20 protein-coding genes and 3 tRNA genes are annotated in these 24,203 nt (G+C 61.0%); 3 read left to right on the top strand and 20 right to left on the bottom strand.

Annotated features, from left to right (window positions below):
* Positions 1 to 9: 9 nt before the first annotated feature.
* The 3 genes from fusA to rpsL are packed head-to-tail and all read right to left on the bottom strand — an operon-like array spanning position 10 to position 3,039.
* A complete protein-coding gene (fusA, locus tag AC4P1R_RS04940) occupies positions 10 to 2,109 on the bottom strand; it encodes an elongation factor G (RefSeq protein WP_069456487.1) in 2,100 nt (699 codons plus the stop codon).
* A 30-nt stretch (positions 2,110 to 2,139) separates the two neighbouring features.
* Positions 2,140 to 2,610: a 30S ribosomal protein S7 gene (gene rpsG, locus AC4P1R_RS04935; RefSeq protein WP_034858889.1), complete on the bottom strand. Its 471-nt coding sequence runs from the start codon at positions 2,608 to 2,610 to the stop codon at positions 2,140 to 2,142.
* Positions 2,611 to 2,667: 57 nt separating this feature from the next.
* Positions 2,668 to 3,039, bottom strand: coding sequence for a 30S ribosomal protein S12 (gene rpsL / locus AC4P1R_RS04930; protein ID WP_003507760.1), 372 nt, complete (start codon positions 3,037 to 3,039; stop codon positions 2,668 to 2,670).
* A gap of 671 nt (positions 3,040 to 3,710) precedes the next feature.
* Here rpsL and AC4P1R_RS04925 point away from each other — a divergent pair.
* Positions 3,711 to 4,004 (top strand): transcriptional regulator, encoded by a 294-nt coding sequence (locus tag AC4P1R_RS04925; protein WP_069456486.1) that lies wholly within the window; start codon positions 3,711 to 3,713, stop codon positions 4,002 to 4,004.
* 108 nt (positions 4,005 to 4,112) lie between these two features.
* Here the strand turns inward: AC4P1R_RS04925 and rpoC are convergent, their stop codons facing one another.
* The 14 genes from rpoC to AC4P1R_RS04855 form a co-directional block, all read right to left on the bottom strand.
* Positions 4,113 to 8,318: a DNA-directed RNA polymerase subunit beta' gene (gene rpoC / locus AC4P1R_RS04920; RefSeq protein ID WP_069456485.1), complete on the bottom strand. Its 4,206-nt coding sequence runs from the start codon at positions 8,316 to 8,318 to the stop codon at positions 4,113 to 4,115.
* Between the two features lie 187 nt (positions 8,319 to 8,505).
* Positions 8,506 to 12,648, bottom strand: coding sequence for a DNA-directed RNA polymerase subunit beta (gene rpoB / locus AC4P1R_RS04915; RefSeq protein ID WP_069456484.1), 4,143 nt, complete (start codon positions 12,646 to 12,648; stop codon positions 8,506 to 8,508).
* Positions 12,649 to 12,911: 263 nt separating this feature from the next.
* Positions 12,912 to 13,289: a 50S ribosomal protein L7/L12 gene (rplL, locus tag AC4P1R_RS04910; protein ID WP_069456483.1), complete on the bottom strand. Its 378-nt coding sequence runs from the start codon at positions 13,287 to 13,289 to the stop codon at positions 12,912 to 12,914.
* Between the two features lie 58 nt (positions 13,290 to 13,347).
* Positions 13,348 to 13,866 carry a 50S ribosomal protein L10 gene (gene rplJ, locus AC4P1R_RS04905; RefSeq protein WP_069456482.1) on the bottom strand — a complete coding sequence of 173 codons (519 nt, stop codon included), beginning with the start codon at positions 13,864 to 13,866 and terminating at the stop codon, positions 13,348 to 13,350.
* A 328-nt stretch (positions 13,867 to 14,194) separates the two neighbouring features.
* Positions 14,195 to 14,893 carry a 50S ribosomal protein L1 gene (gene rplA, locus AC4P1R_RS04900; protein WP_069456481.1) on the bottom strand — a complete coding sequence of 233 codons (699 nt, stop codon included), beginning with the start codon at positions 14,891 to 14,893 and terminating at the stop codon, positions 14,195 to 14,197.
* A 4-nt stretch (positions 14,894 to 14,897) separates the two neighbouring features.
* Entirely contained in the window at positions 14,898 to 15,326 is a 429-nt protein-coding gene (rplK, locus tag AC4P1R_RS04895; RefSeq protein WP_069456480.1) for a 50S ribosomal protein L11, read from the bottom strand.
* 204 nt (positions 15,327 to 15,530) lie between these two features.
* Positions 15,531 to 16,061 (bottom strand): transcription termination/antitermination protein NusG, encoded by a 531-nt coding sequence (gene nusG, locus AC4P1R_RS04890; RefSeq protein ID WP_069456479.1) that lies wholly within the window; start codon positions 16,059 to 16,061, stop codon positions 15,531 to 15,533.
* Between the two features lie 16 nt (positions 16,062 to 16,077).
* Entirely contained in the window at positions 16,078 to 16,278 is a 201-nt protein-coding gene (secE, locus tag AC4P1R_RS04885; protein WP_069456478.1) for a preprotein translocase subunit SecE, read from the bottom strand.
* A gap of 191 nt (positions 16,279 to 16,469) precedes the next feature.
* Positions 16,470 to 16,545, bottom strand: a tRNA-Trp gene (locus tag AC4P1R_RS04880).
* A gap of 288 nt (positions 16,546 to 16,833) precedes the next feature.
* The gene (locus tag AC4P1R_RS04875) at positions 16,834 to 17,733 is read right to left on the bottom strand and encodes an NAD-dependent epimerase/dehydratase family protein (RefSeq protein ID WP_069456477.1); all 900 of its coding nucleotides are present in this window, start codon (positions 17,731 to 17,733) and stop codon (positions 16,834 to 16,836) included.
* 213 nt (positions 17,734 to 17,946) lie between these two features.
* On the bottom strand, positions 17,947 to 18,609 hold the full coding sequence (locus tag AC4P1R_RS04870) for a hypothetical protein (protein ID WP_069456476.1): 663 nt from the start codon (positions 18,607 to 18,609) through the stop codon (positions 17,947 to 17,949).
* Positions 18,610 to 18,937: 328 nt separating this feature from the next.
* Complete coding sequence (gene tuf, locus AC4P1R_RS04865) at positions 18,938 to 20,113, bottom strand: elongation factor Tu (RefSeq protein ID WP_069456381.1); 1,176 nt, start codon at positions 20,111 to 20,113, stop codon at positions 18,938 to 18,940.
* Positions 20,114 to 20,377: 264 nt separating this feature from the next.
* A tRNA-Gly gene (locus AC4P1R_RS04860) sits at positions 20,378 to 20,451 on the bottom strand.
* Between the two features lie 23 nt (positions 20,452 to 20,474).
* Positions 20,475 to 20,559, bottom strand: a tRNA-Tyr gene (locus tag AC4P1R_RS04855).
* A 216-nt stretch (positions 20,560 to 20,775) separates the two neighbouring features.
* Here AC4P1R_RS04855 and AC4P1R_RS04850 point away from each other — a divergent pair.
* A complete protein-coding gene (locus AC4P1R_RS04850) occupies positions 20,776 to 21,651 on the top strand; it encodes a TrmH family RNA methyltransferase (protein ID WP_069460864.1) in 876 nt (291 codons plus the stop codon).
* A gap of 15 nt (positions 21,652 to 21,666) precedes the next feature.
* Here the strand turns inward: AC4P1R_RS04850 and AC4P1R_RS04845 are convergent, their stop codons facing one another.
* Together AC4P1R_RS04845 and AC4P1R_RS04840 are read right to left on the bottom strand one after the other, a co-directional pair.
* On the bottom strand, positions 21,667 to 21,942 hold the full coding sequence (locus AC4P1R_RS04845) for a hypothetical protein (RefSeq protein ID WP_069460863.1): 276 nt from the start codon (positions 21,940 to 21,942) through the stop codon (positions 21,667 to 21,669).
* Between the two features lie 119 nt (positions 21,943 to 22,061).
* Positions 22,062 to 22,682 (bottom strand): FMN-dependent NADH-azoreductase, encoded by a 621-nt coding sequence (locus AC4P1R_RS04840; RefSeq protein WP_069460801.1) that lies wholly within the window; start codon positions 22,680 to 22,682, stop codon positions 22,062 to 22,064.
* Between the two features lie 204 nt (positions 22,683 to 22,886).
* Here AC4P1R_RS04840 and AC4P1R_RS04835 point away from each other — a divergent pair, with 204 nt between their 5' ends.
* Positions 22,887 to 23,828: a LysR family transcriptional regulator gene (locus AC4P1R_RS04835; protein ID WP_069460800.1), complete on the top strand. Its 942-nt coding sequence runs from the start codon at positions 22,887 to 22,889 to the stop codon at positions 23,826 to 23,828.
* A 16-nt stretch (positions 23,829 to 23,844) separates the two neighbouring features.
* Here AC4P1R_RS04835 and AC4P1R_RS04830 read toward each other — a convergent pair whose 3' ends face one another.
* Positions 23,845 to 24,138 (bottom strand): YciI family protein, encoded by a 294-nt coding sequence (locus tag AC4P1R_RS04830; RefSeq protein ID WP_069460799.1) that lies wholly within the window; start codon positions 24,136 to 24,138, stop codon positions 23,845 to 23,847.
* Positions 24,139 to 24,203 lie beyond the last annotated feature (65 nt).

Genomic DNA, 24,203 nt, shown 5'->3' with positions numbered 1-24,203 from the left:
GTATTCCGGTCACTTCTGACCGGAATACTTCGCCTGGATTTCCTGCGCGACGTTCGACGGAACCGGCGCGTAGTGATCGAACAGCATCGTGTACTGAGCGCGGCCCTGCGACATCGAACGCAGGTTGTCCACGTACTTGAACATGTTCGCGAGCGGCACGTGGGCGTTGATCACCACGGCCACGCCGCGCGACTCCTGGCCCTGGATCTGGCCACGGCGAGAGTTCAGGTCGCCGATCACGTCGCCGACGTAGTCTTCCGGCGTCACGACCTCGACCTTCATGATCGGCTCGAGGAGCTGAGCGCCGGCCTTCTTCGCTGCTTCGCGGAAGCAGGCGCGCGAAGCGATTTCGAAGGCCAGAACCGACGAGTCGACATCGTGGAAGGCACCATCGATGAGCGTCGCCTTGACGCCCAACATCGGGAAGCCTGCGAGCGGACCCGACGACAGGACGCTTTCGATGCCCTTCTGAACACCCGGAATGTATTCCTTCGGAACCGCGCCGCCGACGATCTTGGATTCGAATACGAAGTCCTCGCCTTCCGGGTTCGGTTCGAAGACGATCTTGACGCGTGCGAACTGACCGGTACCACCGGACTGCTTCTTGTGCGTGTAGTCTTCTTCGTGCTGACGCGTGATCGTTTCGCGGTAGGCAACCTGCGGAGCACCGACGGATGCCTCGACCTTGAATTCGCGACGCATGCGGTCGACGATGATGTCGAGGTGAAGCTCGCCCATGCCGGCAATGATCGTCTGACCCGATTCCTCGTCGGTCTTGACGCGGAATGACGGATCTTCTGCAGCCAGACGGTTGAGCGCGAGGCCCATTTTTTCCTGGTCGCCCTTGGTCTTCGGCTCGATCGCGATCTGGATAACCGGCTCCGGGAATTCCATGCGCTCGAGGATAACCGGCTTCAGCGGATCGCAGAGCGTATCGCCAGTGGTGGTTTCCTTGAGACCCGCCAAGGCAACAATGTCGCCCGCATAGGCTTCCTCGATGTCTTCACGCGAATTGGAGTGCATCTGCAACATGCGGCCGACGCGCTCGCGCTTCTCCTTGACGGTGTTCATGACCGACGTGCCCTTTTCGAGCTTGCCGGAATAGATGCGGGCGAAAGTCAGCGAACCGACGAAGGGGTCGTTCATGATCTTGAACGCCAGCATCGACAGCGGCTCGTTGTCATCGGCCTTACGGCTGATTTCCGCGTCGGTCTTGACGTCGATGCCCTTGATCGCGGGAATGTCGATCGGCGACGGCAGGTAATCGACGACGGCGTCGAGCAGCGGCTGAACGCCCTTGTTCTTGAAGGCCGTGCCGCAGAACATCGGGTGGAACTTGACGTCGATGGTACCGCGACGGACGAGCTCACGGATCTTGTCGTTGTCCGGATAGGTGCCTTCGAGGTAGGCTTCCATCGCCGCTTCGTCGATCTCGACAACCGTCTCGATCAGCTTTTCGCGGTACTCCTCAGCCTTATCCTTCATGTCGGCCGGAATTTCGACCACATCCCACTGAGCACCGAGCGATTCGTCACGCCAGACAAGCGCGTTCATCTCGATCAGGTCGACAACGCCCTTGAACTCACTTTCAGCACCGATCGGCAGCTGCATGACGACGGCGGTCGCGCCGAGACGGGACTTGATCATCTCGACCGAGCGATAGAAATCGGCACCGGTCTTGTCCATCTTGTTGCAGAAGATCATGCGCGGAACATGATACTTCTCGGCCTGGCGCCAGACGGTTTCCGTCTGCGGCTCGACGCCGGCATTGGCATCGAGAAGGGCGATCGCGCCGTCGAGAACGCGCAGCGAACGCTCGACTTCGATGGTGAAGTCCACGTGGCCGGGGGTGTCGATGATGTTGAAGCGACGCATCTTGCCGTCACGGCCCTTCCAGAAGGTCGTGGTGGCTGCAGACGTGATCGTGATGCCGCGCTCCTGCTCCTGCTCCATCCAGTCCATGGTCGCAGCGCCGTCATGGACTTCGCCGATCTTATGGGACTTGCCGGTGTAATAGAGGATGCGCTCGGTCGTCGTCGTCTTGCCGGCGTCAATATGCGCCATGATACCGAAATTTCGGTAATCTTCGATTTTATATTCGCGAGCCATGGGTGACTGCCTTTCGAGACGTAATTCGTATTACCAGCGGTAGTGCGAGAACGCGCGGTTGGCATCCGCCATCTTGTGCGTGTCTTCGCGCTTCTTCACGGCGCTGCCGCGGTTGTTCGCCGCATCCATGAGTTCGCCGCAGAGGCGATCGACCATGGTCGTTTCATTGCGCTTGCGCGCAGCGGCAATCAGCCAGCGGATAGCAAGCGCCTGACGACGCTCCGGACGGACATCGACCGGAACCTGGTAGGTGGCACCACCGACGCGACGCGAACGCACTTCGACGTGCGGAGCAATGTTGTCGAGCGCAGAGTGGAAGACGGCAACCGGTTCCTGCTTCAGCTTCGCCTGCACTGCATCGAAGGCACCGTAGACGATGCTCTCCGCAACGGACTTCTTGCCGTCCAGCATGATTGCGTTCATGAACTTCGTGACGACCAGATCACCGAACTTCGGGTCCGGGTTGATCTCACGCTTTTCTGCTCTGTGACGTCGGGACATACTTCTCGTCTCTCAACTTTATATCTTGTGACCAGCGAAATGGCGCCGGTTGCGATGTTATTTCGGACGCTTCGCGCCGTACTTCGAACGACGCTGCTTACGGTTCTTCACACCCTGCGTATCGAGAACGCCGCGGATGATGTGGTAACGAACACCCGGAAGGTCCTTCACGCGACCGCCGCGGATCATGACGACGGAGTGTTCCTGAAGGTTGTGGCCTTCACCGGGAATGTAGCCGATCACTTCGAAGCCGTTCGTCAGGCGGATCTTTGCAACCTTACGCAGAGCCGAGTTCGGCTTCTTCGGGGTCGTCGTGTAGACGCGAGTGCAAACGCCGCGCTTCTGCGGGTTCTCCTGCAGAGCAGGAACCTTGTTGCGCTTTACCTGTGCCTGACGTGGCTTGCGGATCAGCTGGTTTACGGTAGGCATGTAACCATCCCTTGCAAAAACTTTGTCACGTTACCCTTTCGGGCGGATCGTTGCCGTCGCCGGCGGTATCGAACGCCTATGAAATGCGCAAAACGAGGGCCGATCCGCCGTTTCGCAGATGGCCCCATCAAATGCAGAGGACGCACTATTTCGAGCGTCTTGCGTGCAGCATTTTTGTCTTCAGCGTGCGTTTTGAACCTTGTTTGAGGCGAACTCCAGAACGCGACGCTCCGAACCAGCCAGCCTCACATGGGCTCTGATGCGGCGGGGTGTAATGTTTTCAGGGCGATCCGTCAAGGGCAATTAACAATTAATCTCGCCGCTGCAGCCCTGATATGCCTGAAAAACAAGGCTTTGCGGCGCGGAATGCCCCGCGGCGACACGCGGACGCCCAATGACGGTGCCAAACACGGCCATGATCAGGGAATCGGCCATTCTCCCCCAGGTATTCCGCCGCCTCGATTCGGCACTTGCCCTCGGCGCCGCCTCCCCCTGCATGTCTCCTCAAATCGATCGCGACTCAAGGATTAAAACATGCGGCAATCCGAAGTGCTCCAGCGATGTTTAGGACGCGCGGCGCTACAGTGAAAAGCCGCGCCGCCTCGCTATTTTCCTTCGCAAGCCCATGTAAACCGGACTAAGCTGGGCGTCACTTCAAGAAGGACCTTTCCATGACTTTCACTCCCGACAACGACAATTTGGCCGAAGAGCCGCTGATCTTCATCATTATCGGCCGGGCTTATGAGACCGGCGACGCCAACGGCATTGAGATTCACGTGATGCTGCAGGCGCCGGATGACGACACGGCCGTTCGGGAGGCGCTCAATGCGCTGGCGGAGGAAGGCTTTTTCCAGGCAGATCTCGACCAGATCGGCACCATGACCGACGTTCCAGACGAGGAACCGCACGCCTCCGCCTATCAGGGTGCCCTCGAAGGCGAGGTCTCGATCATTCGCTTCAACTGATCGCAGCCGCCAACCGGCGGATGGAAGACAAAGAGGCCGCCCGGCGCAAGCCGGGCGGCCTCTTTCATTCTTGACGCAGGGCGATGACCGCCCCCCAACTCCAACAGGTCACTCCGCCGCGGCGTTCTCGTTCGCCATGTCGGCGAGCATCGGTGTCGCGGCATCCGCGCCCGTGCCCTTGCGACGCTCTTCGAGGATGAGCTCGTCGCGCGCCGTCGCGATGCGACGGATCTGCGTCATCGTACCGCCCGTGCCGGCCGGGATGAGACGGCCGACGATGACGTTCTCCTTGAGACCCTGCAGGCCGTCCGTCTTGCCGGCAACCGCGGCTTCGGTCAGGACCTTGGTGGTTTCCTGGAACGAAGCGGCCGAGATGAAGGACGGCGTCTGCAGCGATGCCTTGGTGATGCCGAGAAGGACCGGCTCGCCGGAGGCGGGCTTCTTGCCTTCCTCGATCAGCGCATCATTGACGTCCTCGAGTTCGATGCGGTCGACATTGTCGCCGACGATATAGGTCGAGTCGCCAGCATCGGTGATTTCGACCTTCTGCAGCATCTGCCGGACGATGACCTCGATGTGCTTGTCGTTGATGACAACGCCCTGCAGGCGATAGACTTCCTGGATCTCGTTGACGAGGTAGGAAGCAAGCGCTTCCACGCCCTTGATCGCCAGGATGTCATGCGGCGCCGGGTTGCCGTCGAGGATGTAGTCGCCCTTCTCGATATAGTCGCCATCCTGAAGATGGAAGGGCTTGCCCTTCGGGATCAGGTATTCGACCGGCTCGACACCGTCTTCCGCCGGCTCGATCAGCACGCGACGCTTGTTCTTGTAGTCGCGGCCGAAACGAACCGTGCCGTCGATCTCAGCGATGATGGCGTGATCCTTCGGGCGACGCGCCTCGAACAGTTCGGCAACGCGCGGCAGACCACCGGTGATGTCCTTGGTCTTGGCGCTTTCAAGCGGCGAACGCGCAAGAACGTCACCCTGGCTGACCTTTTGCCCCGGCTCGACGGACAGGATCGCGTCGACCGAGAGCATGAAGCGGGCCTCGCCGCCGCGGGCAAGCTTGGCAATGTTGCCGTTCTTGTCCTTGATGACGATCGCGGGCTTCAGGTCCGTACCGCGCGGCGTCGAGCGCCAGTCGATGACCTGGCGCTTGGTGATGCCGGTCGACTCGTCGGTCGATTCCAGAACCGAGATCCCGTCGACCACGTCTTCGAAGTGAACGGTACCTTCCACTTCCGTCATCATCGGACGGGTGTAGGGGTCCCACTCGGCGAGGCGCTGGCCGCGCTTCACCTTGTCGCCATCGTCGACGAAGATCTTCGAGCCATAGGCGACGCGCTGCGAGGAACGCTCGACACCGCGCTCATCCAGGATCTGGATCGCCATGTTGCGGCCCATGGCGACGAGTACGCCTTCGGAATTGCGCAGCATGTTCCGGTTCTTGATCTGAACCGTGCCTTCATAGGAGGCTTCCAGGAACGACTGGTCGACCACGGTCGCCGTACCACCCAGGTGGAAGGTTCGCATGGTGAGCTGCGTGCCCGGCTCCCCGATGGACTGCGCCGCGATGACGCCGACGGCCTCGCCCATATTGACCGGCGTACCCCGAGCCAGGTCGCGACCGTAGCAGACGCCGCAGACACCGGTCTGGATTTCGCAAGTCAGAGCCGAGCGAATGCGGACGGACTGGATGCCGGCCTTCTCTATCTCGACGACATCGGCTTCCAGGATCATCTTGCCGGCATCGACGATGCGCTCGCCGGTGACCGGGTTGTCGATGTTGTCAAGCGCGGTACGGCCGAGGATACGCTGGCCGAGCGACGCCACGACCTGACCCGCATCGACGATCGCCGTCATGGTGAGGCCCTTTTCGGTACCGCAATCCGTGTGCGTGACGATGCAGTCCTGCGCCACATCGACAAGACGACGCGTGAGGTAACCGGAGTTCGCGGTCTTCAAGGCGGTGTCCGCCAGCCCCTTGCGGGCGCCGTGGGTCGAGTTGAAGTACTCGTTCACGGTCAGGCCTTCCTTGAAGTTCGAGATGATCGGCGTTTCGATGATCTCACCCGACGGCTTCGCCATCAGGCCGCGCATCCCGCCGAGCTGGCGCATCTGGTTCGGAGAACCACGAGCACCCGAGTGCGACATCATGTAGATCGAGTTCATCGGCTTCTGACGGCCGCTATCGTCGAACTCGACCGCCTTGATGCGCGCCATCATCTCCTCGGCGACCTTCTCGGTCGCCTTGCCCCAGGCGTCGACGACCTTGTTGTACTTCTCGCCCTGGGTAATGAGGCCGTCATTGTACTGCTGCTCGTATTCCTTCACGAGCGCTTCGGTATCGCCGACGATCTTCACCTTGGTGTCCGGGATCACCATGTCGTCCTTGCCGAAGGAAATACCGGCGCGGCAGGCATGCGAGAAGCCGAGCTGCATGATCCGGTCGCAGAAGATGACCGTGTCCTTCTGGCCGCAATGGCGGTAGACCGTGTCGATCATCTTGGAGATGTTCTTCTTGGTCATCTCCTGATTGCAGATGTCGAAGGGAATGTTCGGGTTCTTCGGCAGCAGCTCACCGATGATCATGCGGCCGGGCGTCGTTTCAAAGATCTTCGAAACCGGGTTGCCCTCGGCGTCGACGCTCTTGTAACGGCCGCGGATCTTGGCGTGAAGGGTGACGGCCTTGGTCTCCAGCGCATGGTGCAGTTCGCCCATGTCGGAGAAGGCCATGCCTTCGCCCGGCTCGTTCTGGTTCAGGATCGAGAGATAGTAGAGACCGAGAACCATGTCCTGCGACGGAACAATGATCGGCGCACCGTTTGCCGGATGCAGAATGTTGTTGGTCGACATCATCAGCACGCGGGCTTCGAGCTGCGCTTCGAGCGACAGCGGCACGTGAACGGCCATCTGGTCGCCGTCGAAGTCGGCGTTGAAGGCGGTGCAGACGAGCGGGTGCAACTGGATCGCCTTGCCTTCGACCAGGATAGGCTCGAAGGCCTGGATGCCCAGGCGGTGCAGCGTCGGCGCACGGTTCAGAAGTACCGGATGCTCGCGGATGACCTCGTCGAGAATATCCCAGACTTCCGGCTTTTCCTTTTCGACCAGCTTCTTGGCCTGTTTGACGGTCGAGGAGTAGCCCTTCGCGTCGAGGCGGGCGTAGATGAACGGCTTGAAGAGCTCGAGCGCCATCTTCTTCGGCAGGCCGCACTGGTGCAGCTTCAGCTCCGGACCGGTCACGATGACCGAACGGCCGGAATAGTCGACGCGCTTGCCGAGCAGGTTCTGGCGGAAGCGGCCCTGCTTGCCCTTGAGCATATCGGAGAGCGACTTCAGCGGACGCTTGTTGGCGCCGGTGATCACGCGGCCGCGGCGGCCGTTGTCGAACAGCGCATCGACGGATTCCTGCAGCATGCGCTTTTCGTTGCGGATGATGATCCCCGGCGCACGCAGCTCGATCAGCCGCTTTAGACGGTTGTTTCGGTTGATGACGCGGCGGTAGAGATCGTTGAGGTCGGAGGTCGCGAAACGGCCGCCGTCGAGCGGCACCAGCGGACGCAGGTCCGGCGGGATCACGGGAACGACCTTCATGATCATCCACTCCGGACGGTTGCCGGATTCCATGAAGTTCTCGACGATCTTCAGCCGCTTCATCAGCTTCTTCTGCTTCAGATCGGATGTCGTTTCAGCCATTTCCGCGCGCAGATCGCCGGCAATCTTCTCGAGATTCATCGAAGCGAGCATCTCGTAGATCGCCTCGGCGCCGATCATGGCCGTGAACTGGTCCTCGCCGAACTCGTCGACGGCGATCATGTACTCTTCTTCGGAGAGGAGCTGGTTTTCCTTGAGCGACGTCAGGCCCGGCTCGGTGACGATGTAGTTCTCGAAATAGAGAACGCGCTCGATGTCCTTCAGCGTCATGTCGAGCAGGGTCGCGATGCGGCTCGGCAGCGACTTCAGGAACCAGATGTGGGCAACCGGGGCGGCGAGCTCGATATGGCCCATGCGCTCGCGGCGTACACGCGACAGCGTGACTTCGACGCCGCACTTTTCGCAGATGATGCCCTTGTACTTCATGCGCTTGTACTTGCCGCACAAGCACTCGTAGTCCTTGATCGGTCCGAAGATGCGGGCGCAGAACAGACCATCGCGCTCCGGCTTGAAGGTCCGGTAGTTGATCGTCTCCGGTTTCTTGATCTCACCGTAAGACCAGGAAAGAATCTTCTCCGGCGACGCGATCGAAATCCGGATGGAATCGAAGGTCTGTGCAGGCACCTGCGGATTGAAAAGATTCATGACCTCTTGGTTCATGCCTGTCTCCTTTGCGGGCGCTACGCCCTGAGCTTGGCGAGGGTGCCGGCAAATCCCGGGCGCCGGCCCCTGCCCCATAAACGGCTAAAACCGCATCGCGTGCGGCCCTTTTCCTGCCGCGGGCAATCGAAATGCCCGGCGGCGGATACGGTGCGCGCCGCGCTCGCGGCACGCACCTGATGTCGTCTTACTCCGCTGCGTCCGGCAGTTGCGCCGTGGCGCCGAGGTCCTCGACCTTGGAATTCTCCAGCTCGACCGAGAGGCCCAGCGAGCGCATTTCCTTGACGAGAACGTTGAAGCTCTCCGGAATGCCCGCCTCGAACGTGTCGTCGCCACGGACGATCGCCTCGTAGACCTTGGTGCGGCCGGCCACGTCGTCCGACTTGACCGTCAGCATTTCCTGGAGCGTGTAGGCAGCACCGTAGGCTTCCAGAGCCCAGACCTCCATTTCGCCGAAACGCTGGCCGCCGAACTGCGCCTTGCCGCCGAGCGGCTGCTGGGTAACGAGCGAGTACGGACCGATCGAGCGAGCGTGGATCTTGTCGTCGACCAGGTGGTTGAGCTTCAACATATAGATGTAGCCCACGGTCACCTGGCGGTCGAACTGGTCCCCGGTGCGTCCGTCGTAGAGTGTCGACTGACCGGTCACCTTGAGGCCCGCCTGCTCCAGCATTTCGTTGACGTCCGCTTCGACAGCACCGTCGAAGACCGGCGTTGCGATCGAAACGCCTCGGCGGGTCTGCTCGGCGAGCCGAACGATCGATTCGTCGTCGTAATGCTTGATCGGCTCGCCTTTCGGACCGGAACCGATGACACTGTCGATGGTGTCGCGCAACGGCTGGATATCAGCGCCCGCCTTATACGCATCGAGCATCGCTCCGATCTTCTTGCCCATGCCGGCGCAAGCCCAGCCGAGATGCGTCTCCAGGATCTGGCCGACGTTCATGCGCGACGGCACGCCGAGCGGGTTCAGCACTACGTCGACATGCGTACCGTCTTCGAGGAACGGCATGTCTTCGATCGGCACGATCCGCGACACGACACCCTTGTTGCCGTGACGGCCGGCCATCTTGTCGCCCGGCTGGATCTTGCGCTTCACCGCGACGAAGACCTTGACCATCTTCATGACGCCCGGAGGCATCTCGTCGCCGCGCTGGACCTTCTCGACCTTGTCCATGAAGCGCTGTTCAAGGCGCGACTTGGACTCGTCGTATTGGGCGCGAAGGGCTTCGATTTCGCCCTGGGCCTTCTCGTCCTCGACGGCAAACATCCACCACTGCGAGCGCGGATATTCGCTGACGACGGCGTTCGAAAGCTCGGTGCCCTTCTTGAAGCCCTTCGGGCCGGCGACGGCAACGTGACCGCGCAACATGTCGATCAGACGCGCATAGACGTTGCGATCGAGGATCGCCTGTTCGTCGTCGCGGTCCTTGGCAAGCCGTTCGATCTCCTCGCGCTCGATCGCCATCGCGCGTTCGTCCTTCTCCACGCCGTGGCGGTTGAAGACGCGCACTTCGACGATCGTGCCGAAGGTGCCGGGCGGCATGCGCATGGACGTGTCGCGCACGTCGGACGCCTTTTCGCCGAAGATGGCGCGCAGAAGCTTCTCTTCCGGCGTCATCGGGCTTTCGCCCTTCGGCGTGATCTTGCCGACGAGGATGTCACCCGGCTGGACCTCGGCCCCGATGTAGACGATGCCGGCCTCGTCGAGGTTCTTCAGCGCCTCTTCCGACACGTTCGGAATGTCGCGCGTGATTTCTTCCGGACCAAGCTTGGTGTCACGCGCCATCACCTCGAACTCCTCGATGTGGATGGAGGTGAACACGTCGTCGCGCACGATCCGCTCGGAAAGCAGGATCGAGTCCTCGTAGTTGTAGCCGTTCCACGGCATGAAAGCGACGAGCGCATTGCGGCCGAGCGCCAGATCGCCGAGATCGGTCGAGGGACCGTCTGCGATGATATCGCCCTTGTTGACAGCGTCGCCGACCGTGACCAGCGGACGCTGGTTGACGCAGGTGTTCTGGTTCGACCGCTGGAACTTCTGCAGGCGGTAGATATCGACGCCCGACTTCGACGGGTCGAGGTCTTCGGTGGCGCGAATAACGATACGCGTCGCATCGACCTGGTCGACGATGCCGCCACGGCGGGCGGCGATCGCGGCGCCGGAATCGCGAGCCACGACCGACTCCATGCCGGTGCCGACGAACGGCGCCTCGGCTCTCAGAAGCGGCACGGCCTGACGCTGCATGTTCGATCCCATGAGCGCACGGTTGGCGTCGTCGTTCTCGAGGAACGGGATGAGCGCGGCAGCAACCGAAACGAGCTGCTTCGGCGAAACGTCCATCAGGTTGATGTTGTCGCGCGGCGCCAGCATGACTTCGCCGGCATGGCGGCAGACGACGAATTCCTCAGCAAAGGAACCGTCATCGTCAAGGACCGAGTTCGCCTGTGCGACGTGGTACTTGGCCTCTTCCATCGCCGAGAGATAGACCACGTCGTTCGTGACCTTGCCGTCGACGATCTTGCGGTACGGGCTCTCGATGAAGCCGTATTTGTTGACGCGGGCAAAGGTTGCGAGCGAGTTGATGAGACCGATGTTCGGACCTTCCGGCGTCTCGATCGGGCAGATGCGGCCGTAATGGGTCGGATGCACGTCGCGGACTTCGAAGCCGGCGCGCTCGCGCGTCAGACCGCCCGGGCCGAGAGCCGAAAGGCGGCGCTTATGGGTGATTTCCGAAAGCGGGTTCACCTGGTCCATGAACTGCGAAAGCTGCGAGGAACCGAAGAACTCGCGAACCGCGGCGGCTGCCGGCTTCGCGTTGATCAGGTCCTGTGGCATGACCGTGTCGATCTCGATCGAGGACATGCGCTCCTTGATGGCCCGTTCCATGCGTAGGAGACCCAGGCGATACTGGTTCTCCATCAGTTCGCCGACCGAGCGGACGCGGCGGTTGCCGAGATTGTCGATGTCGTCGATCTCGCCCTTGCCGTCGCGCAGTTCGACGAGCATCTTGACGACCGCCAGGATGTCTTCCTTGCGCAGCGTACGAACCGTATCCGGGACGTCGAGGTCCAGACGCATGTTCATCTTGACGCGGCCGACGGCGGAAAGATCGTAACGTTCCGCATCGAAGAACAGCGCGTTGAACATGGCTTCCGCCGAATCCATGGTCGGCGGTTCGCCCGGACGCATGACGCGGTAGATGTCGAAGAGCGCATCCTGCCGGTTTTCGTTCTTGTCGGCGGCAAGCGTGTTACGGATATAGGCGCCGACATTAATGTGGTCGATATCGAGAACCGGGATCTCGTCGAAGCCAGCCTCGAGGATGACCGGAAGCGTCTTTTCGTCGATCTCGTCGCCGGCTTCCAGGTAGATCTCGCCGGTTTCGACGTTGACCACGTCCTCGGCAAGATAGTTGCCGTAGAGATCGTCGTCGGTCGCCTTCAGCGCCTTCAGGCCCTTATCCTGCAACTGCCGCAGCAGACGCGGCGTCAGCTTTTTGCCACCCTCGACCACGACTTCGCCGGTATCGGCGTCGATCATGTCGGTAACCGCCTTCTGGCCCTTCAGCGCATCCGGCTGGAACGGCACGCGCCAGCCATCACCGTCGCGCTGGTACAGCGAGCTGGTGTAGAAGGTATCGAGGATTTCCTCGCCATCCATGCCGAGTGCCATCAGCAGCGACGTCACCGGAATCTTGCGGCGGCGGTCGATGCGGGCGTGGACGATGTCCTTGGCGTCGAACTCGATGTCGAGCCAGGAACCGCGATAGGGAATGACGCGCGCGGCGAAGAGCAGCTTGCCGGACGAATGGCTCTTGCCCTTGTCATGATCGAAGAAGACGCCCGGGGACCGGTGCATCTGCGAGACGATGACGCGCTCGGTGCCATTGACGATGAAGGTACCGTTGTCCGTCATGAGCGGCATGTCGCCCATGTAGACGTTCTGTTCCTTGATGTCCTTGATCGACTTGGCGCCCGTATCCTCGTCGATATCGAACACTATCAGGCGCAGTGTCACCTTCAGCGGCGCCGCATAGGTCAGATCGCGCTGGCGGCACTCTTCGACGTCGAACTTCGGCGGTTCGAATTCGTAGGATACGAATTCGAGCATAGAAGCACCCGAGAAATCCTTGATCGGAAATACCGACTTGAAAACGGCTTGAAGTCCCTCATCCGGACGCCCGCCTGCGGGCTCTTCCACCATGAGGAACTGGTCGTAAGACGCCTTCTGAACCTCGATGAGGTTCGGCATCTCCGCGACTTCTGGAATCTTACCAAAAAACTTGCGTACGCGCCTGCGACCGTTAAACGAAAGGGTCTGAGCCATCGTCGCTCCTTGTCAATCTTGCATCCGGGCCTGCAACGGACGGGAACCGATGGCCAGTCGACCCCGTCAATCAATGAGTAGTTCAATCTCGTCCAGCTTCCGGAAGACGACAGCGCGGATTGCTGTGCTCTCTCCCGATCGAGACCATCCTCTTGAAGAACCCATTACCCAAAAGCCGTTTCGACAGGCTTTTGGGTAATATGTTCTAAAAACGTTCAAAGAGAGGCGGCCGCAAGGGCCCCCTCCCTTCGCAGTTCGTCGAATTACTTGACGTCGACCTTGGCGCCAGCGTCTTCGAGCTTCTTCTTGAGGTCGGCAGCTTCTGCCTTGGAAACTGCTTCCTTGACCGCCTTCGGAGCGCCTTCGACGAGGTCCTTGGCTTCCTTGAGGCCGAGGCCGGTGATGGCGCGGACTTCCTTGATGACGTTGATCTTGTTCGCGCCGGCATCCGTCAGGATGACGTCGAACTCGGTCTTTTCTTCTTCAGCCGGAGCAGCGGCAGCAGCCCCGCCAGCAGCAGCAACGGCTACCGGAGCAGCGGCAGAAACGCCCCACTTTTCTTCGAGCAGCTTGGAAAGCTCAGCAGCTTCCAGGACGGTCAGCGAGGACAGGTCTTCAACGATCTTTGCGAGATCAGCCATTTTACTTTTCCTTTTGTTCGGTTCGAACTGGTTTTATCTACAACAGCGAAATTCCGCCTCAGGCGGCTTCGTCCTTCTTGGCGTAGGCCGAGAACACGCGGGCAAGCTGGCTTGCCGGTGCTGCGACAACCGTCGCGACGCGGGTTGCCGGGGCGTTGAGGAGGCCCAGCAGCTTCGCGCGCAGCTCATCGAGAGAAGGCAGAGTCGCAAGCGACTTGACGCCTTCGGCGTTGAGCGTGGTTGCCCCCATGGCGCCACCGAGAACAACGAGCTTGTCGTTGGTCTTGGCGAAGTCCATGACGACCTTCGGAGCCGTGATCGGATCCGCGCTGAATGCGATCAGCGTCTGACCCTTGAAGAGATCGATCATCCCTTCAGACTCCGTACCCTGAAGAGCGATCTTGGCCAGGCGGTTTTTCGCGACTCTGACGGTGCCGCCAGCGGCGCGCATTTTCGAACGGAAGTCGTTCATCTGCGCGACTGTGACACCAGCATAGTGGGCCACGACAACCGAACCGGAAGCCTTGAAGACTTCGTTCAGCTCCGTGACGAATTCGCGTTTTTCCGCTCTTTCCACTGTCTGTCTCCAGTTGACAGGGTTGCTCTTCGCAGCCCTGCCGGGTTTGCCTTGTCACCGGGATCAAACGACGATCCCAAGCAACGCTTAAGGATCCTGTCCCCTGGCGTCCCCGGAGGTCCCGGGTCAGACACAAGGCAAGCGAAGGTTCGAACCGAATTCCGACGCGTCCGGCGTCTTGAAATTCAGATCTTACCCGTCTCATGCGGGCAATGGTGATTAAGGTAAAACCACCCGCAATCTCGGACAGGAATCCGGACTTTACGTCCGGACATTCCCGACCCCGAAGGGCCGGGAATTCTGTGCCGGGCCGAAGCCCCGTAATTTATCAGGCGACGCTGAGCGTTGCCGGATCGATCTTGAGGCCAGGCCCCATGGTCGACGAGATGGCGACGCGCTTGACATAGTTGCCTTTGGCGCCGGTCGGCTTCGCCTTGACGACTGCGTCGGCGAAAGCACGGATGTTTTCTTCCAGCGCCTTGGCATCGAAGGACGCCTTGCCGACACCGGCGTGAACGATACCGGCCTTTTCGACGCGGAACTCGACCGCACCGCCCTTGGAGGCCTTGACCGCGCCGGTCACGTCCATGGTGACGGTGCCGACCTTCGGGTTCGGCATCATGCCGCGCGGCCCAAGAACCTTACCGAGACGGCCGACGAGCGGCATCATGTCCGGGGTGGCGATGCAGCGATCGAAGTCGATCTTGCCGCCCTGAACGATCTCGACCAGGTCTTCCGCGCCGATGACGTCGGCGCCGGCCGCCTTGGCTTCGTCAGCCTTGGCGCCACGGGCGAAAACGGCAACGCGAACCGAGCGGCCGGTGCCGTTCGGCAGGTTGACAACACCGCGGACCATCTGGTCCGCGTGGCGCGGATCGACGCCGAGGTTCATGGCGACTTCGATCGTCTCGTCGAACTTCGCCGTCGCACGCTCCTTGATCAACGTCACGGCTTCGGCAAGGCCGTAGAATTTCGCCGGATCGACACCCTCACGGGTCTTCTGTACACGCTTTGCAATCTTCGCCATGGTCTTAGCCCGTCACTTCCAGGCCCATGGAGCGGGCGGAGCCCTCGACCATTGCCATTGCGCCTTCGATATCGGCCGCGTTGAGGTCCTTCATCTTGGCCTCTGCGATCGTGCGGATCTGAGCCTTGGAGATCGAGCCGGCCTTGGCCTTGCCCGGCGTCTTCGAGCCAGACTGGACCTTCGCTTCGCGCTTCAGGAAGTAGCTGACCGGCGGCTGCTTCATGACGAAGGTGAAGGACTTGTCCTGGTAGTAGGTGATGACGACCGGGATCGGCATACCCTTTTCCATTTCCTGCGTGGCGGCGTTGAACGCCTTGCAGAATTCCATGATGTTAATGCCACGCTGACCAAGCGCAGGACCGATCGGCGGCGACGGATTCGCCGAGCCGGCCTTCACCTGCAGCTTGAGCTGGCCTGCAACTTTCTTAGCCATTTCTCTCTGCCTCTCATTGCCCCTCCCCGAACGCGTTCGAGGCAGGAACTGTTAGCCGGTTGCCCGGCCCTTTGCCGATCGAGCGATCGGCGGCTGCGGTTGCGTGGTTGCGACAATCCGGCCCGGCTAAGACCGGACATCTCCCACGCGCATGCGGATCGCTCCGCCGAGCAGGCTGACGCCCACCCATTCTGAAATCTGCCTTCAGACCTTTTCGACCTGCCCGTATTCCAGCTCGACAGGGGTCGCACGGCCGAAGATCGACACTTCGACCTTCAAGCGCGACCGCTCCTCATCGACATCCTGAACAATGCCGTTGAAGGAGGCGAACGGACCATCCGAAACGCGAACCTGCTCGCCGATTTCGAAGGACACGGACGGCTTCGGACGCTCGACGCCATCCTGGACCTGACCGAGAATGCGCTCCGCCTCATAGTCCGGAATCGGCACGGGCTTGCTGTCGGTCCCGAGGAATCCGGTGACCTTCGGCGTGTTCTTGATGAGGTGGTAGGCCTCATCCGTCAGATCGGCGCGAACGAGCACATAGCCCGGGAAGAACTTGCGCTCCGCGTCGACCTTGCGCCCGCGCCTAATCTCGACGACCTTCTCGGTCGGCACGAGAATCTTTTCGAACAGATGCGTCAGACCCTTCTGCCTGGCCTTCTCCTCGATGGATTCGGCCACCTTCTTCTCGAAATTCGAATAGGCGTGAACGATATACCAGCGCGCAGCCATGCTACTCTCCACCCAATTAAGCGCCAACGTTGAGGACGAGGCTCATCAGCCAGCCCAACAGCTGGTCCGCACCAAAGAAGAAGGCGGCGGCAAGAGAGACCATGACGAAGACCATCAGCGTCGAGATCGTTGTCTCGCGCCGCGAAGGCCAAGTCACTTTCGACGTTTCGGAGCGCACTTGCTGCAGAAACGTAAACGGATTCGTTTTCGATGCCATTGAATGCTCACGCCATTACGGCGCGTGAAGCCGAGCTTTCAGCCCCACGCACCGCGTGTCTGTTTGGACCCTACATAAAGACCGATTCTGAAAACCACAAGAGCCAATCAGTCTTTTTTGTGAATATGACGGCCAAGCCGCCCGCCGAACATTCTGACCAAATCGGAACTACGAGGCAAGAATGAAATGGCTGGCAGGGGCAGAGGGGCTCGAACCCCCGACCTGCGGTTTTGGAGACCGCCGCTCTACCAACTGAGCTATACCCCTATGACTGTAGCGCTCGCCAAAACCACGGGAAACGCTTCAAGTCAGCGGCTTCATATTCAGTTTGACGGGCGCTTTCAAGCGCATTTGCAACAAAAGCAGAAAAATTGCCGGATAATTTCGGCGCCCGCTCCCGCGAGGGTCTATTGCGCCTTATTGGCAACCCGTCGCCCCACAACGGCGCGCGTCTTTTCAGACGCGCAAAGCTTGCTGTAGCTCTTCGACCCTGCACATCGTGCTTTCCGATGTTCGGATCGATGCTCCAGATCCGGTACGATCGGATCAACAAACTCAGCGGTCGACGCGCACGTACTTGCGCCAGTCATGCTCCTCCTTGAAGCCGAGCACCTCGCGAATCTTGCGATTCGAAAGAAGCCCCTCGAACTCGCCGATCTCCCGCTTGAAGGGGACATTCGGATAGTAACGCCTGGCAAGTTCGCGAGACGGCGTGTCCGCGGACACGGTGTCGTTCGCGGCGTTGAAGACTGCAAAACCGAGCCCGTCCTTTTCGATACAAAGCTTGACGATCTGCCCCAAGTCGCGGGCGTCGATATAGCTCCAGGCAATTCGCTTGCGGATTTCCGGGTGCGCGAAATAATGCGGGAAGTGCTCGTATTCGTGCGGTTCGATCACATTGCCGATGCGCAGGGCGTAGACATCGAAACCGGACCGCTCCGCGAATGCTCGCGCCGTCTGCTCGTTCACCACCTTCGAGAGCCCATAGGAGTCCATCGGATTGACGTCGTAGTCTTCCTCGAGCGGAAAGTGATGGAAGTCCCGGTGGCCCTCAGCGAAGCAGACGCCGTAGGTCGTTTCGCTGGAAGCGACGATGATCTTGCGAATTCCGAGCTTCACCGCCGCTTCGACCACATTATAGGTTCCCATCACATTGACGCGGAAGGTCTCGTTGTCCGGCTTGATCAGAATGCGCGGAATGGCGGCGAAGTGAACGACGGCGTCGAAGGCTTGCTGCCCCCTCCCCGCATCGAGATCGGGAAAATCCCGATGCATGGAAAGCGCGTTGAACATCTGACCGCTGTCGGTGATGTCGGCGATCAGATTGGTGACGCCCGGGCTGTCGAGCGGCACCAGATCGACATTGTGCACCTCATAGCCCGCATCGACGAGATAGGGCACGGCGTGCCGCCCAGCCTTGCCGGCCCCGCCAGTAAACAGAATGCGCTTCTTCATGACGCCTCCCCCTTGAAAAGACACGAACAGATTAGTTGCTCCACCTCCTTGCGCAAGATGCGAGCCCTATACCCTTGCAGGGTCGCGCGTTTTTCGGGCGCGCAAAGGTCACGGTAACTCCTTGCGTCTGCGCATCGAGCTTTCCGACGATCGGCTCCGACGTCTGGGCCAACGCGCTTTGGTTCTTTGTTTTCATGCACGTCGTTGCATGGCTCACCACTTCCAGCTGTAGCGCAGGGTAAACAGGCTGCGGGGCGCCAGCAACGGGTCGGCGACAGCGGCCCCGAGCATAAGATTACCCACCCCCTGTTCGACGCCAATGCTATCAAGACCGCTGAAGCCTCCAGCCGATAGGCCGCTCTCCACCGCAATCGAGGTCTTGGTTGCGGTCGAGGAAAGCCTGGCGGATTGCGTCAGCTTCGGTTGATCGCAGTGCTTTTCATAGACATTGCACTGAACGGCTATGTTTCGCTGGACCTCCGCATCCACTGTCGGCGTGACGATCCAGGTCCTTGCGGTCCCGGCACCGACATTGCCGGTACCGGTTAGGGGATTGAAGCCCATGCTAACGCGTGAGGAGCGTGCCGCTGCACGCGGTCCATTCTGGCGTGAGACCGATCCCCAGAGCCGAACCGGGGCCTCGGGTGGGACGATTTTGCCGGACGGCGCCGCTTTCATAGCGAGCTCGGCACCGCTCGCTGCCTCCCACCGTCCCACCGAGCGAAGGCCGAGCCGCAGCTTATAGGCGTTGGCGCCGGTCCTTGAGGGCGCCCAGACAAGCGGACCGTCCTCGCCCGCCAATGCCGGCGCGAGAGGGCCCACGCAAATCAAAGCGATGCCGGCAGCGGCGAACCGCACAGCGATACGTCTTCTCATTTCGGATTCCGATCCTCGGCCGCAGCCGTGCCACACGGGCATTCATCGGGATCGGAGGATAACATAGATCGGCGGCAAAAGCCTTGCGATAATCGGCGGCAGGAGACCGAACCGGGTCCGTACTGTTGCAAACATCACACGTGCGACGCTGTCGACCCTAAAGAAAAACCCCGCGGTCGCCCGCAGGGTCTCTAGATCCGAAAATCCGGTAAGGCGGATTACTTGATGATCGAGGCGACGATGCCGGCGCCGCGTGCAAATCGCGCTTGCGCGCCATTTGCACCTCTCTTGCTGCCGTCGGCAGCTAACGGCATCGTCGTTGCGATCATTACTTGATGATCGAGGCGACGATGCCGGCGCCGACGGTGCGGCCGCCTTCGCGGATCGCGAAGCGCAGCTTTTCTTCCATCGCGATCGGCACGATCAGCTCGACGTCGACCGTCACGTTGTCGCCCGGCATCACCATCTCCGTGCCTTCCGGCAGCGTCACCACGCCGGTCACGTCCGTCGTGCGGAAGTAGAACTGCGGACGGTAGTTGGTGAAGAACGGCGTATGACGGCCACCCTCTTCCTTCGTCAGGATGTAGGCCTCGGCCTTGAACTTCGTGTGCGGCATGACCGAACCCGGCTTGCACAGGATCTGGCCGCGCTCGACGCCGTTGCGGTCGATACCGCGCAGCAGCGCACCGATGTTGTCGCCGGCCTGGCCCTGGTCGAGCAGCTTGCGGAACATTTCAACGCCCGTGCAGGTCGTCTTCGTCGTCGGACGGATGCCGACGATCTCGACTTCCTCACCGACCTTGACGATGCCGCGCTCGACACGGCCGGTCACCACCGTGCCACGGCCCGAGATCGAGAACACGTCTTCGATCGGCATCAGGAACGGCTGATCGATCGGACGCTCCGGCGTCGGGATGTAGGCGTCGACCGCTTCCATCAGCTCGCGGATCGCGTCTTCGCCGATCTTCTTGTCGGAATCTTCGAGTGCGGCCAGCGCCGAACCCTTGATGATCGGAATGTCGTCGCCCGGGAATTCGTAGGACGACAGCAGTTCGCGCACTTCCAGCTCGACGAGCTCGAGCAGCTCGGCGTCGTCGACCTGGTCGACCTTGTTCAGGAACACGACGATCGCCGGAACGCCAACCTGGCGGGCGAGCAGGATGTGTTCGCGCGTCTGCGGCATCGGGCCGTCGGCGGCCGAGACGACCAGGATCGCGCCGTCCATCTGCGCCGCACCGGTGATCATGTTCTTGACGTAGTCGGCGTGGCCGGGGCAGTCGACGTGCGCATAGTGACGGTTCGGCGTCTCGTATTCGACGTGCGCCGTCGAAATCGTGATGCCGCGGGCCTTCTCTTCCGGCGCCGCGTCGATCTGGTCATACGCCTTGAACTCGCCGAAATACTTCGTGATCGCTGCAGTCAGCGACGTCTTGCCATGGTCAACGTGGCCAATCGTGCCAATGTTGACGTGCGGCTTGTTGCGCTCGAATTTGCTCTTTGCCATGGGTACGCTTCCTGTGGTCAAAAAATACGATGGATCTGCCGGCGGGGCCGGTTTGTCGAGCCGTTTAAGGGTTTCGCGGCCATTGCGCAAGACTTAATTGCGTCCGCGGGACGGTACAGCCTGGCCCCACTTCGCAAGTTTGTCACGAAGATTCGCACAGCGTCAGCCTCTAGATGCCTCACAAACGCGAAAGCCAACGCGATCAAACGCATGCAGCGATTCCCTGAAGTCGCAAGTGAAGGGCTCAGGAAGGTGAATAGAGGGTGGAGCGGGTAGCGGGAATCGAACCCGCGTATTCAGCTTGGAAGGCTGCTGCTCTACCATTGAGCTATACCCGCGGGTCTTCGATCCTGAAGCAGAATGGTGGAGGGAGTTGGATTTGAACCAACGTAGGCTGAGCCAACGGATTTACAGTCCGTCCCCTTTAACCACTCGGGCATCCCTCCATTATCCTGTCGGGATCAATCGACCAAGCTTTTGAGATCGTGGAAGAACAGGCGCCGTTTCGTGCCGCCCCGCGATCTGCGCCGGGTATATGGCCGCCTGCATTCATCCTGTCAACAGAGCAAAACGCGATTTTTCAGAATTTCTCCACAGGCAGCCACGGCCCGAAATTGCCGAAACCATTTCCAACGCCCTGAGAACCTCACTATAAGATGCACATGAGCAAGGATAAGACCGGCGACAGAGACGCCAAGGACAGCCACTACGCCAATCTTCGGCGCGCGCATCGCGATGCGCGCCGGGAGCGCGGCGAGATCCCGACACCGCGCCCCGACAAGCGCAGGAAGCTGCCAGCGGATTGGAAGCCGCCGGCGCTCGCCCCAGATCAGGTGCTTCTCTACGGGCTGCACACGGTCCGCGCGGCGCTCGACAATCCGGAGCGCCGCATCATCCGGCTCAGCGTCACGCAGAACGCGGCTGCGCGGCTGGAGCTCGGCGAGCCTTCAATCCTCCCCTTCCCGGTCGAGATCGTGACGCCGCAGGAGCTCGATCGCGTGCTCGGGCCGGACGCGATCCACCAGGGCGTAATGCTGGAGACGCAGCCGCTTCCGCACCGCAAATTGGAGGCGCTGCGCGACTGTCCGTTGATCCTGGTCCTCGACCAGGTGACGGATCCGCACAATGTCGGTGCGATCATGCGCTCGGCGGTCGCTTTTGACGCGGGTGCGCTGATCACCACCATGCGCCACAGTCCGACCGAATCGGGCGTACTGGCGAAATCCGCCTCCGGCGCGCTGGAACTCATTCCCTACATCCAGATCACCAATCTTGCAGACACGATCGACGAATTGCACCGGCTCGGCTTCCAGACGATCGGCCTTGATTCGGAGGGCCCGCAGCCGCTCGAGAACACTTTCTCCGGCAACCGCGTAGCGCTCGTGCTCGGATCGGAGGGAAGGGGATTGCGCCAGAAGACGCGCCAGACCGTCAGCGCGCTGGCGCGGCTCGACATGCCGGGCGCGATCAAATCGCTCAACGTGTCGAATGCGGCCGCCATCGCCATGTATGCGGCGAGGCAATATCTGAAGCCATAACCATGAACCGGCAAATCAGTGCGCTGGAGCGCTCATCGGCACGATCTCGGCTGTCGGGCAGCCGTCACGCAATTTTCTCCAGGTCATGACGTTGAGGTCCATCTCGCAACGCGCGAGATAGGAAGTCCCGCCGACGCGGATACAGGCGATCTGGCCGAGTTCATACCGCGCACCGTCCCGGTTGCGGCAGGCGCAACGCCGGTCGGGCGGAGACGCAGAAACAGTCCCGGCGACCATGGCGGTGGTCGCCAGTGACAGCGCCAGAAGCTCGAGCAGGCCCAGCCGTTTCATGGCTTCAGAATAGCGCAATTCTGCGTCGCCGGAAATGAAGAATGCCGGTCGCTTTCGCAACCGGCACCCTTCCGCAACCAACCGGCAACAGGCCGGTCGAGTTGACCTTGTCCCGTTGATTAGCTTGCAAGCCGCAGGACGCTTCCCTCGGCAATCGTCTTTTCAGCCTCGGTAATGGCAGACTGCTTCTGATCGGCGCCAAGGTTCAGCCCCTCGGCCCGAACGAATTCGACGTCGGTGATCCCGAAGAAAGCGAAGACGGTCCGCAGGTAGCTTTCCTGGTGGTCCATGGCGGCGGCGGCACCGGCGGAATAGTGCCCGCCGCGGGTCGAAACGATGATCACCTTCTTGCCCTTGGCGAGACCTTCCGGACCGGTCTCGGTGTAGCGGAAGGTCTTGCCGGCCACGGCCAGGCGATCGATCCAGGCCTTGAGCTGGCTCGGGATCGAAAAGTTGTACATGGGCGCACCGACGACGATGGTGTCGGCAGCGAGAAATTCCTCGAGCATCTGGCGGCCGGTCCGGATATCCGCGGCCAGGCCGGCGTCGACGCCGTCGAGATCGGCCGGCGCCATGATCTGCGCACCGGTGAGATGAGCGATCGGCTGGGAAACGAGATCGTGATAGGTAACCTTCGCATCCGGGCGATCGGCCTTGATCTGAGCGATGATCGCCGCAGTCAGGCGGCGGGAGACCGAGTGGTCGCCGAGAATGCCGGAGTCGATGTGAAGTACGTTCATGGCAGGCACCTTTGTTTCGGGTTGCGGTGCACAACATATGATTTGAAAACAATCGGCCGATAAGAGCCGGATTAATTGACATTCCGTTTCCTCAGGGAAACAATCATCCGGGCTACAGCGTCCGCGTCCAATCAGACGCGTAAAGCTCCCTACTTGAATTGCCGATTGCCGGTTGGCGGTACCCTTCCCTTCCGAGGACGTCACATGCAGGACCTCAACGATATCGCTCTCTTCGCCGCCGTGGTGAAGAACAACGGCTTCAGCGCTGCCGCGCGCGACCTGAATATTCCGAAATCCAAGCTCAGCAAGCACGTGGCGCGGCTCGAAGAGCAACTCGGTGTGCGCCTGCTCGAGCGCTCCACGCGCAAGCTGCGCGTGACCGAGATCGGCCGCGTCTTCTACGAACATGCCCAGGGGCTGCTTGACGGTGTTGCCGCCGCTGAGGCCGAAATCGCCACAGTGCGCGGCGAGCCATCGGGCGTCGTGAGGCTGGGCTGCCCGCTCGGGTTCACGCCGATGCTCGCCGACATACTTCCCGGTTTCCATCGCCGCTACCCGGGCGTGCGGCTGCTGATCACCGCCACGAACCGCCGCCTCGACCTGATTGAAGAACGATTCGACCTGGCGCTTCGCGCACGCAACCAGCTCGATACCGACAATCAGTTAATCGTGCGCAAGCTCGGCGAGGGTCGGGAGCGACTCGCCGCCAGCCCGACGCTTCTTGCCCGTCTCGGCGAGATCACCACATCCAATCTTTCCGACATGCCGACGCTGTCGATGAACGAACAGCACGCGAACGACGTCTGGCGCCTCTTCCACGCGAATGGCGGGACAATCGAGATCCCCCACCGGCCCGTGATCGGCTGCAGCGACTTCGTCATCCTCCAACGCGCTGCGATCGAAGGCGTGGGAATCGCACTGTTGCCCGATCATATCTGCGAAAGCGCCTTCCGCTCCGGCGTGCTTGCACCGGTCTTACCGGAATGGGCCTCGGGCGACGTGGTTGTCCATCTCGTCTTCCCGTCCCGCCACGGCATGCTTCCGGCAACGCGGGCGCTGATCGATTATCTCGCGGAAAACCTGATCAAGGCCATGGAGCGCTGCCGCGAGATCGAGCCGAAACCGGCAATGTCGTTCGACATTTGAGGAAGGCGGGCGCCGTTCAGCCGAGCAGAAATTCGAGCTTTGCGTCGGCCTTTGCGGGAGCGATTTCGAGTATCTCGGCCTTCACCACGCCTTCGGCCACGAACGGATCGGCGTTTACCCGGTCTTCGAGGTCCGGCAGCGTCGTGTTGTGCGCGACGATCGCACCTCCGAGATCGGGTCTCAGGCTGCCGACCAGCAGGAATACGCCCTCCTCGAAGCCGCGCCTTATCCAGTATCGGTGGCCCTCCAGGAGCGGGCCGGCGGCATCCTTGTTGTCGGAAAATTTGAGTAGCACCGCGAATACTGTCATCGTCCGCCCTCGATTTTCCTCGCGGCTTTGGACCGCGACTGGCTGATGTTGCATGGCATCTTAGC

The sequence above is a fragment of the Sinorhizobium sp. Y406 genome (assembly GCF_058732025.1).
The sequence above is the reverse complement of the archived record's forward strand: the minus strand, read 5'-3'. Positions and strand labels throughout refer to the sequence as shown.

What these genes read in the sequence shown, in the direction of transcription:
- rpoC (WP_069456485.1), bottom strand. Translation starts at nt 8,318, where the DNA reads ATGAACCAAGAGGTCATGAATCTTTTCAATCCGCAGGTGCCTGCACAG.
- tuf (WP_069456381.1), bottom strand. Translation starts at nt 20,113, where the DNA reads ATGGCAAAGAGCAAATTCGAGCGCAACAAGCCGCACGTCAACATTGGC.
- AC4P1R_RS04840 (WP_069460801.1), bottom strand. Translation starts at nt 22,682, where the DNA reads ATGAACGTACTTCACATCGACTCCGGCATTCTCGGCGACCACTCGGTC.
- rpoB (WP_069456484.1), bottom strand. Translation starts at nt 12,648, where the DNA reads ATGGCTCAGACCCTTTCGTTTAACGGTCGCAGGCGCGTACGCAAGTTT.
- rplA (WP_069456481.1), bottom strand. Translation starts at nt 14,893, where the DNA reads ATGGCGAAGATTGCAAAGCGTGTACAGAAGACCCGTGAGGGTGTCGAT.
- AC4P1R_RS04850 (WP_069460864.1), top strand. Translation starts at nt 20,776, where the DNA reads ATGAGCAAGGATAAGACCGGCGACAGAGACGCCAAGGACAGCCACTAC.
- AC4P1R_RS04830 (WP_069460799.1), bottom strand. Translation starts at nt 24,138, where the DNA reads ATGACAGTATTCGCGGTGCTACTCAAATTTTCCGACAACAAGGATGCC.
- AC4P1R_RS04875 (WP_069456477.1), bottom strand. Translation starts at nt 17,733, where the DNA reads ATGAAGAAGCGCATTCTGTTTACTGGCGGGGCCGGCAAGGCTGGGCGG.
- nusG (WP_069456479.1), bottom strand. Translation starts at nt 16,061, where the DNA reads ATGGCTGCGCGCTGGTATATCGTTCACGCCTATTCGAATTTCGAGAAG.
- rplL (WP_069456483.1), bottom strand. Translation starts at nt 13,289, where the DNA reads ATGGCTGATCTCGCAAAGATCGTTGAAGACCTGTCCTCGCTGACCGTC.
- rpsL (WP_003507760.1), bottom strand. Translation starts at nt 3,039, where the DNA reads ATGCCTACCGTAAACCAGCTGATCCGCAAGCCACGTCAGGCACAGGTA.
- AC4P1R_RS04925 (WP_069456486.1), top strand. Translation starts at nt 3,711, where the DNA reads ATGACTTTCACTCCCGACAACGACAATTTGGCCGAAGAGCCGCTGATC.
- AC4P1R_RS04835 (WP_069460800.1), top strand. Translation starts at nt 22,887, where the DNA reads ATGCAGGACCTCAACGATATCGCTCTCTTCGCCGCCGTGGTGAAGAAC.
- rpsG (WP_034858889.1), bottom strand. Translation starts at nt 2,610, where the DNA reads ATGTCCCGACGTCACAGAGCAGAAAAGCGTGAGATCAACCCGGACCCG.
- rplK (WP_069456480.1), bottom strand. Translation starts at nt 15,326, where the DNA reads ATGGCTAAGAAAGTTGCAGGCCAGCTCAAGCTGCAGGTGAAGGCCGGC.
- AC4P1R_RS04845 (WP_069460863.1), bottom strand. Translation starts at nt 21,942, where the DNA reads ATGAAACGGCTGGGCCTGCTCGAGCTTCTGGCGCTGTCACTGGCGACC.
- fusA (WP_069456487.1), bottom strand. Translation starts at nt 2,109, where the DNA reads ATGGCTCGCGAATATAAAATCGAAGATTACCGAAATTTCGGTATCATG.
- secE (WP_069456478.1), bottom strand. Translation starts at nt 16,278, where the DNA reads ATGGCATCGAAAACGAATCCGTTTACGTTTCTGCAGCAAGTGCGCTCC.
- AC4P1R_RS04870 (WP_069456476.1), bottom strand. Translation starts at nt 18,609, where the DNA reads ATGAGAAGACGTATCGCTGTGCGGTTCGCCGCTGCCGGCATCGCTTTG.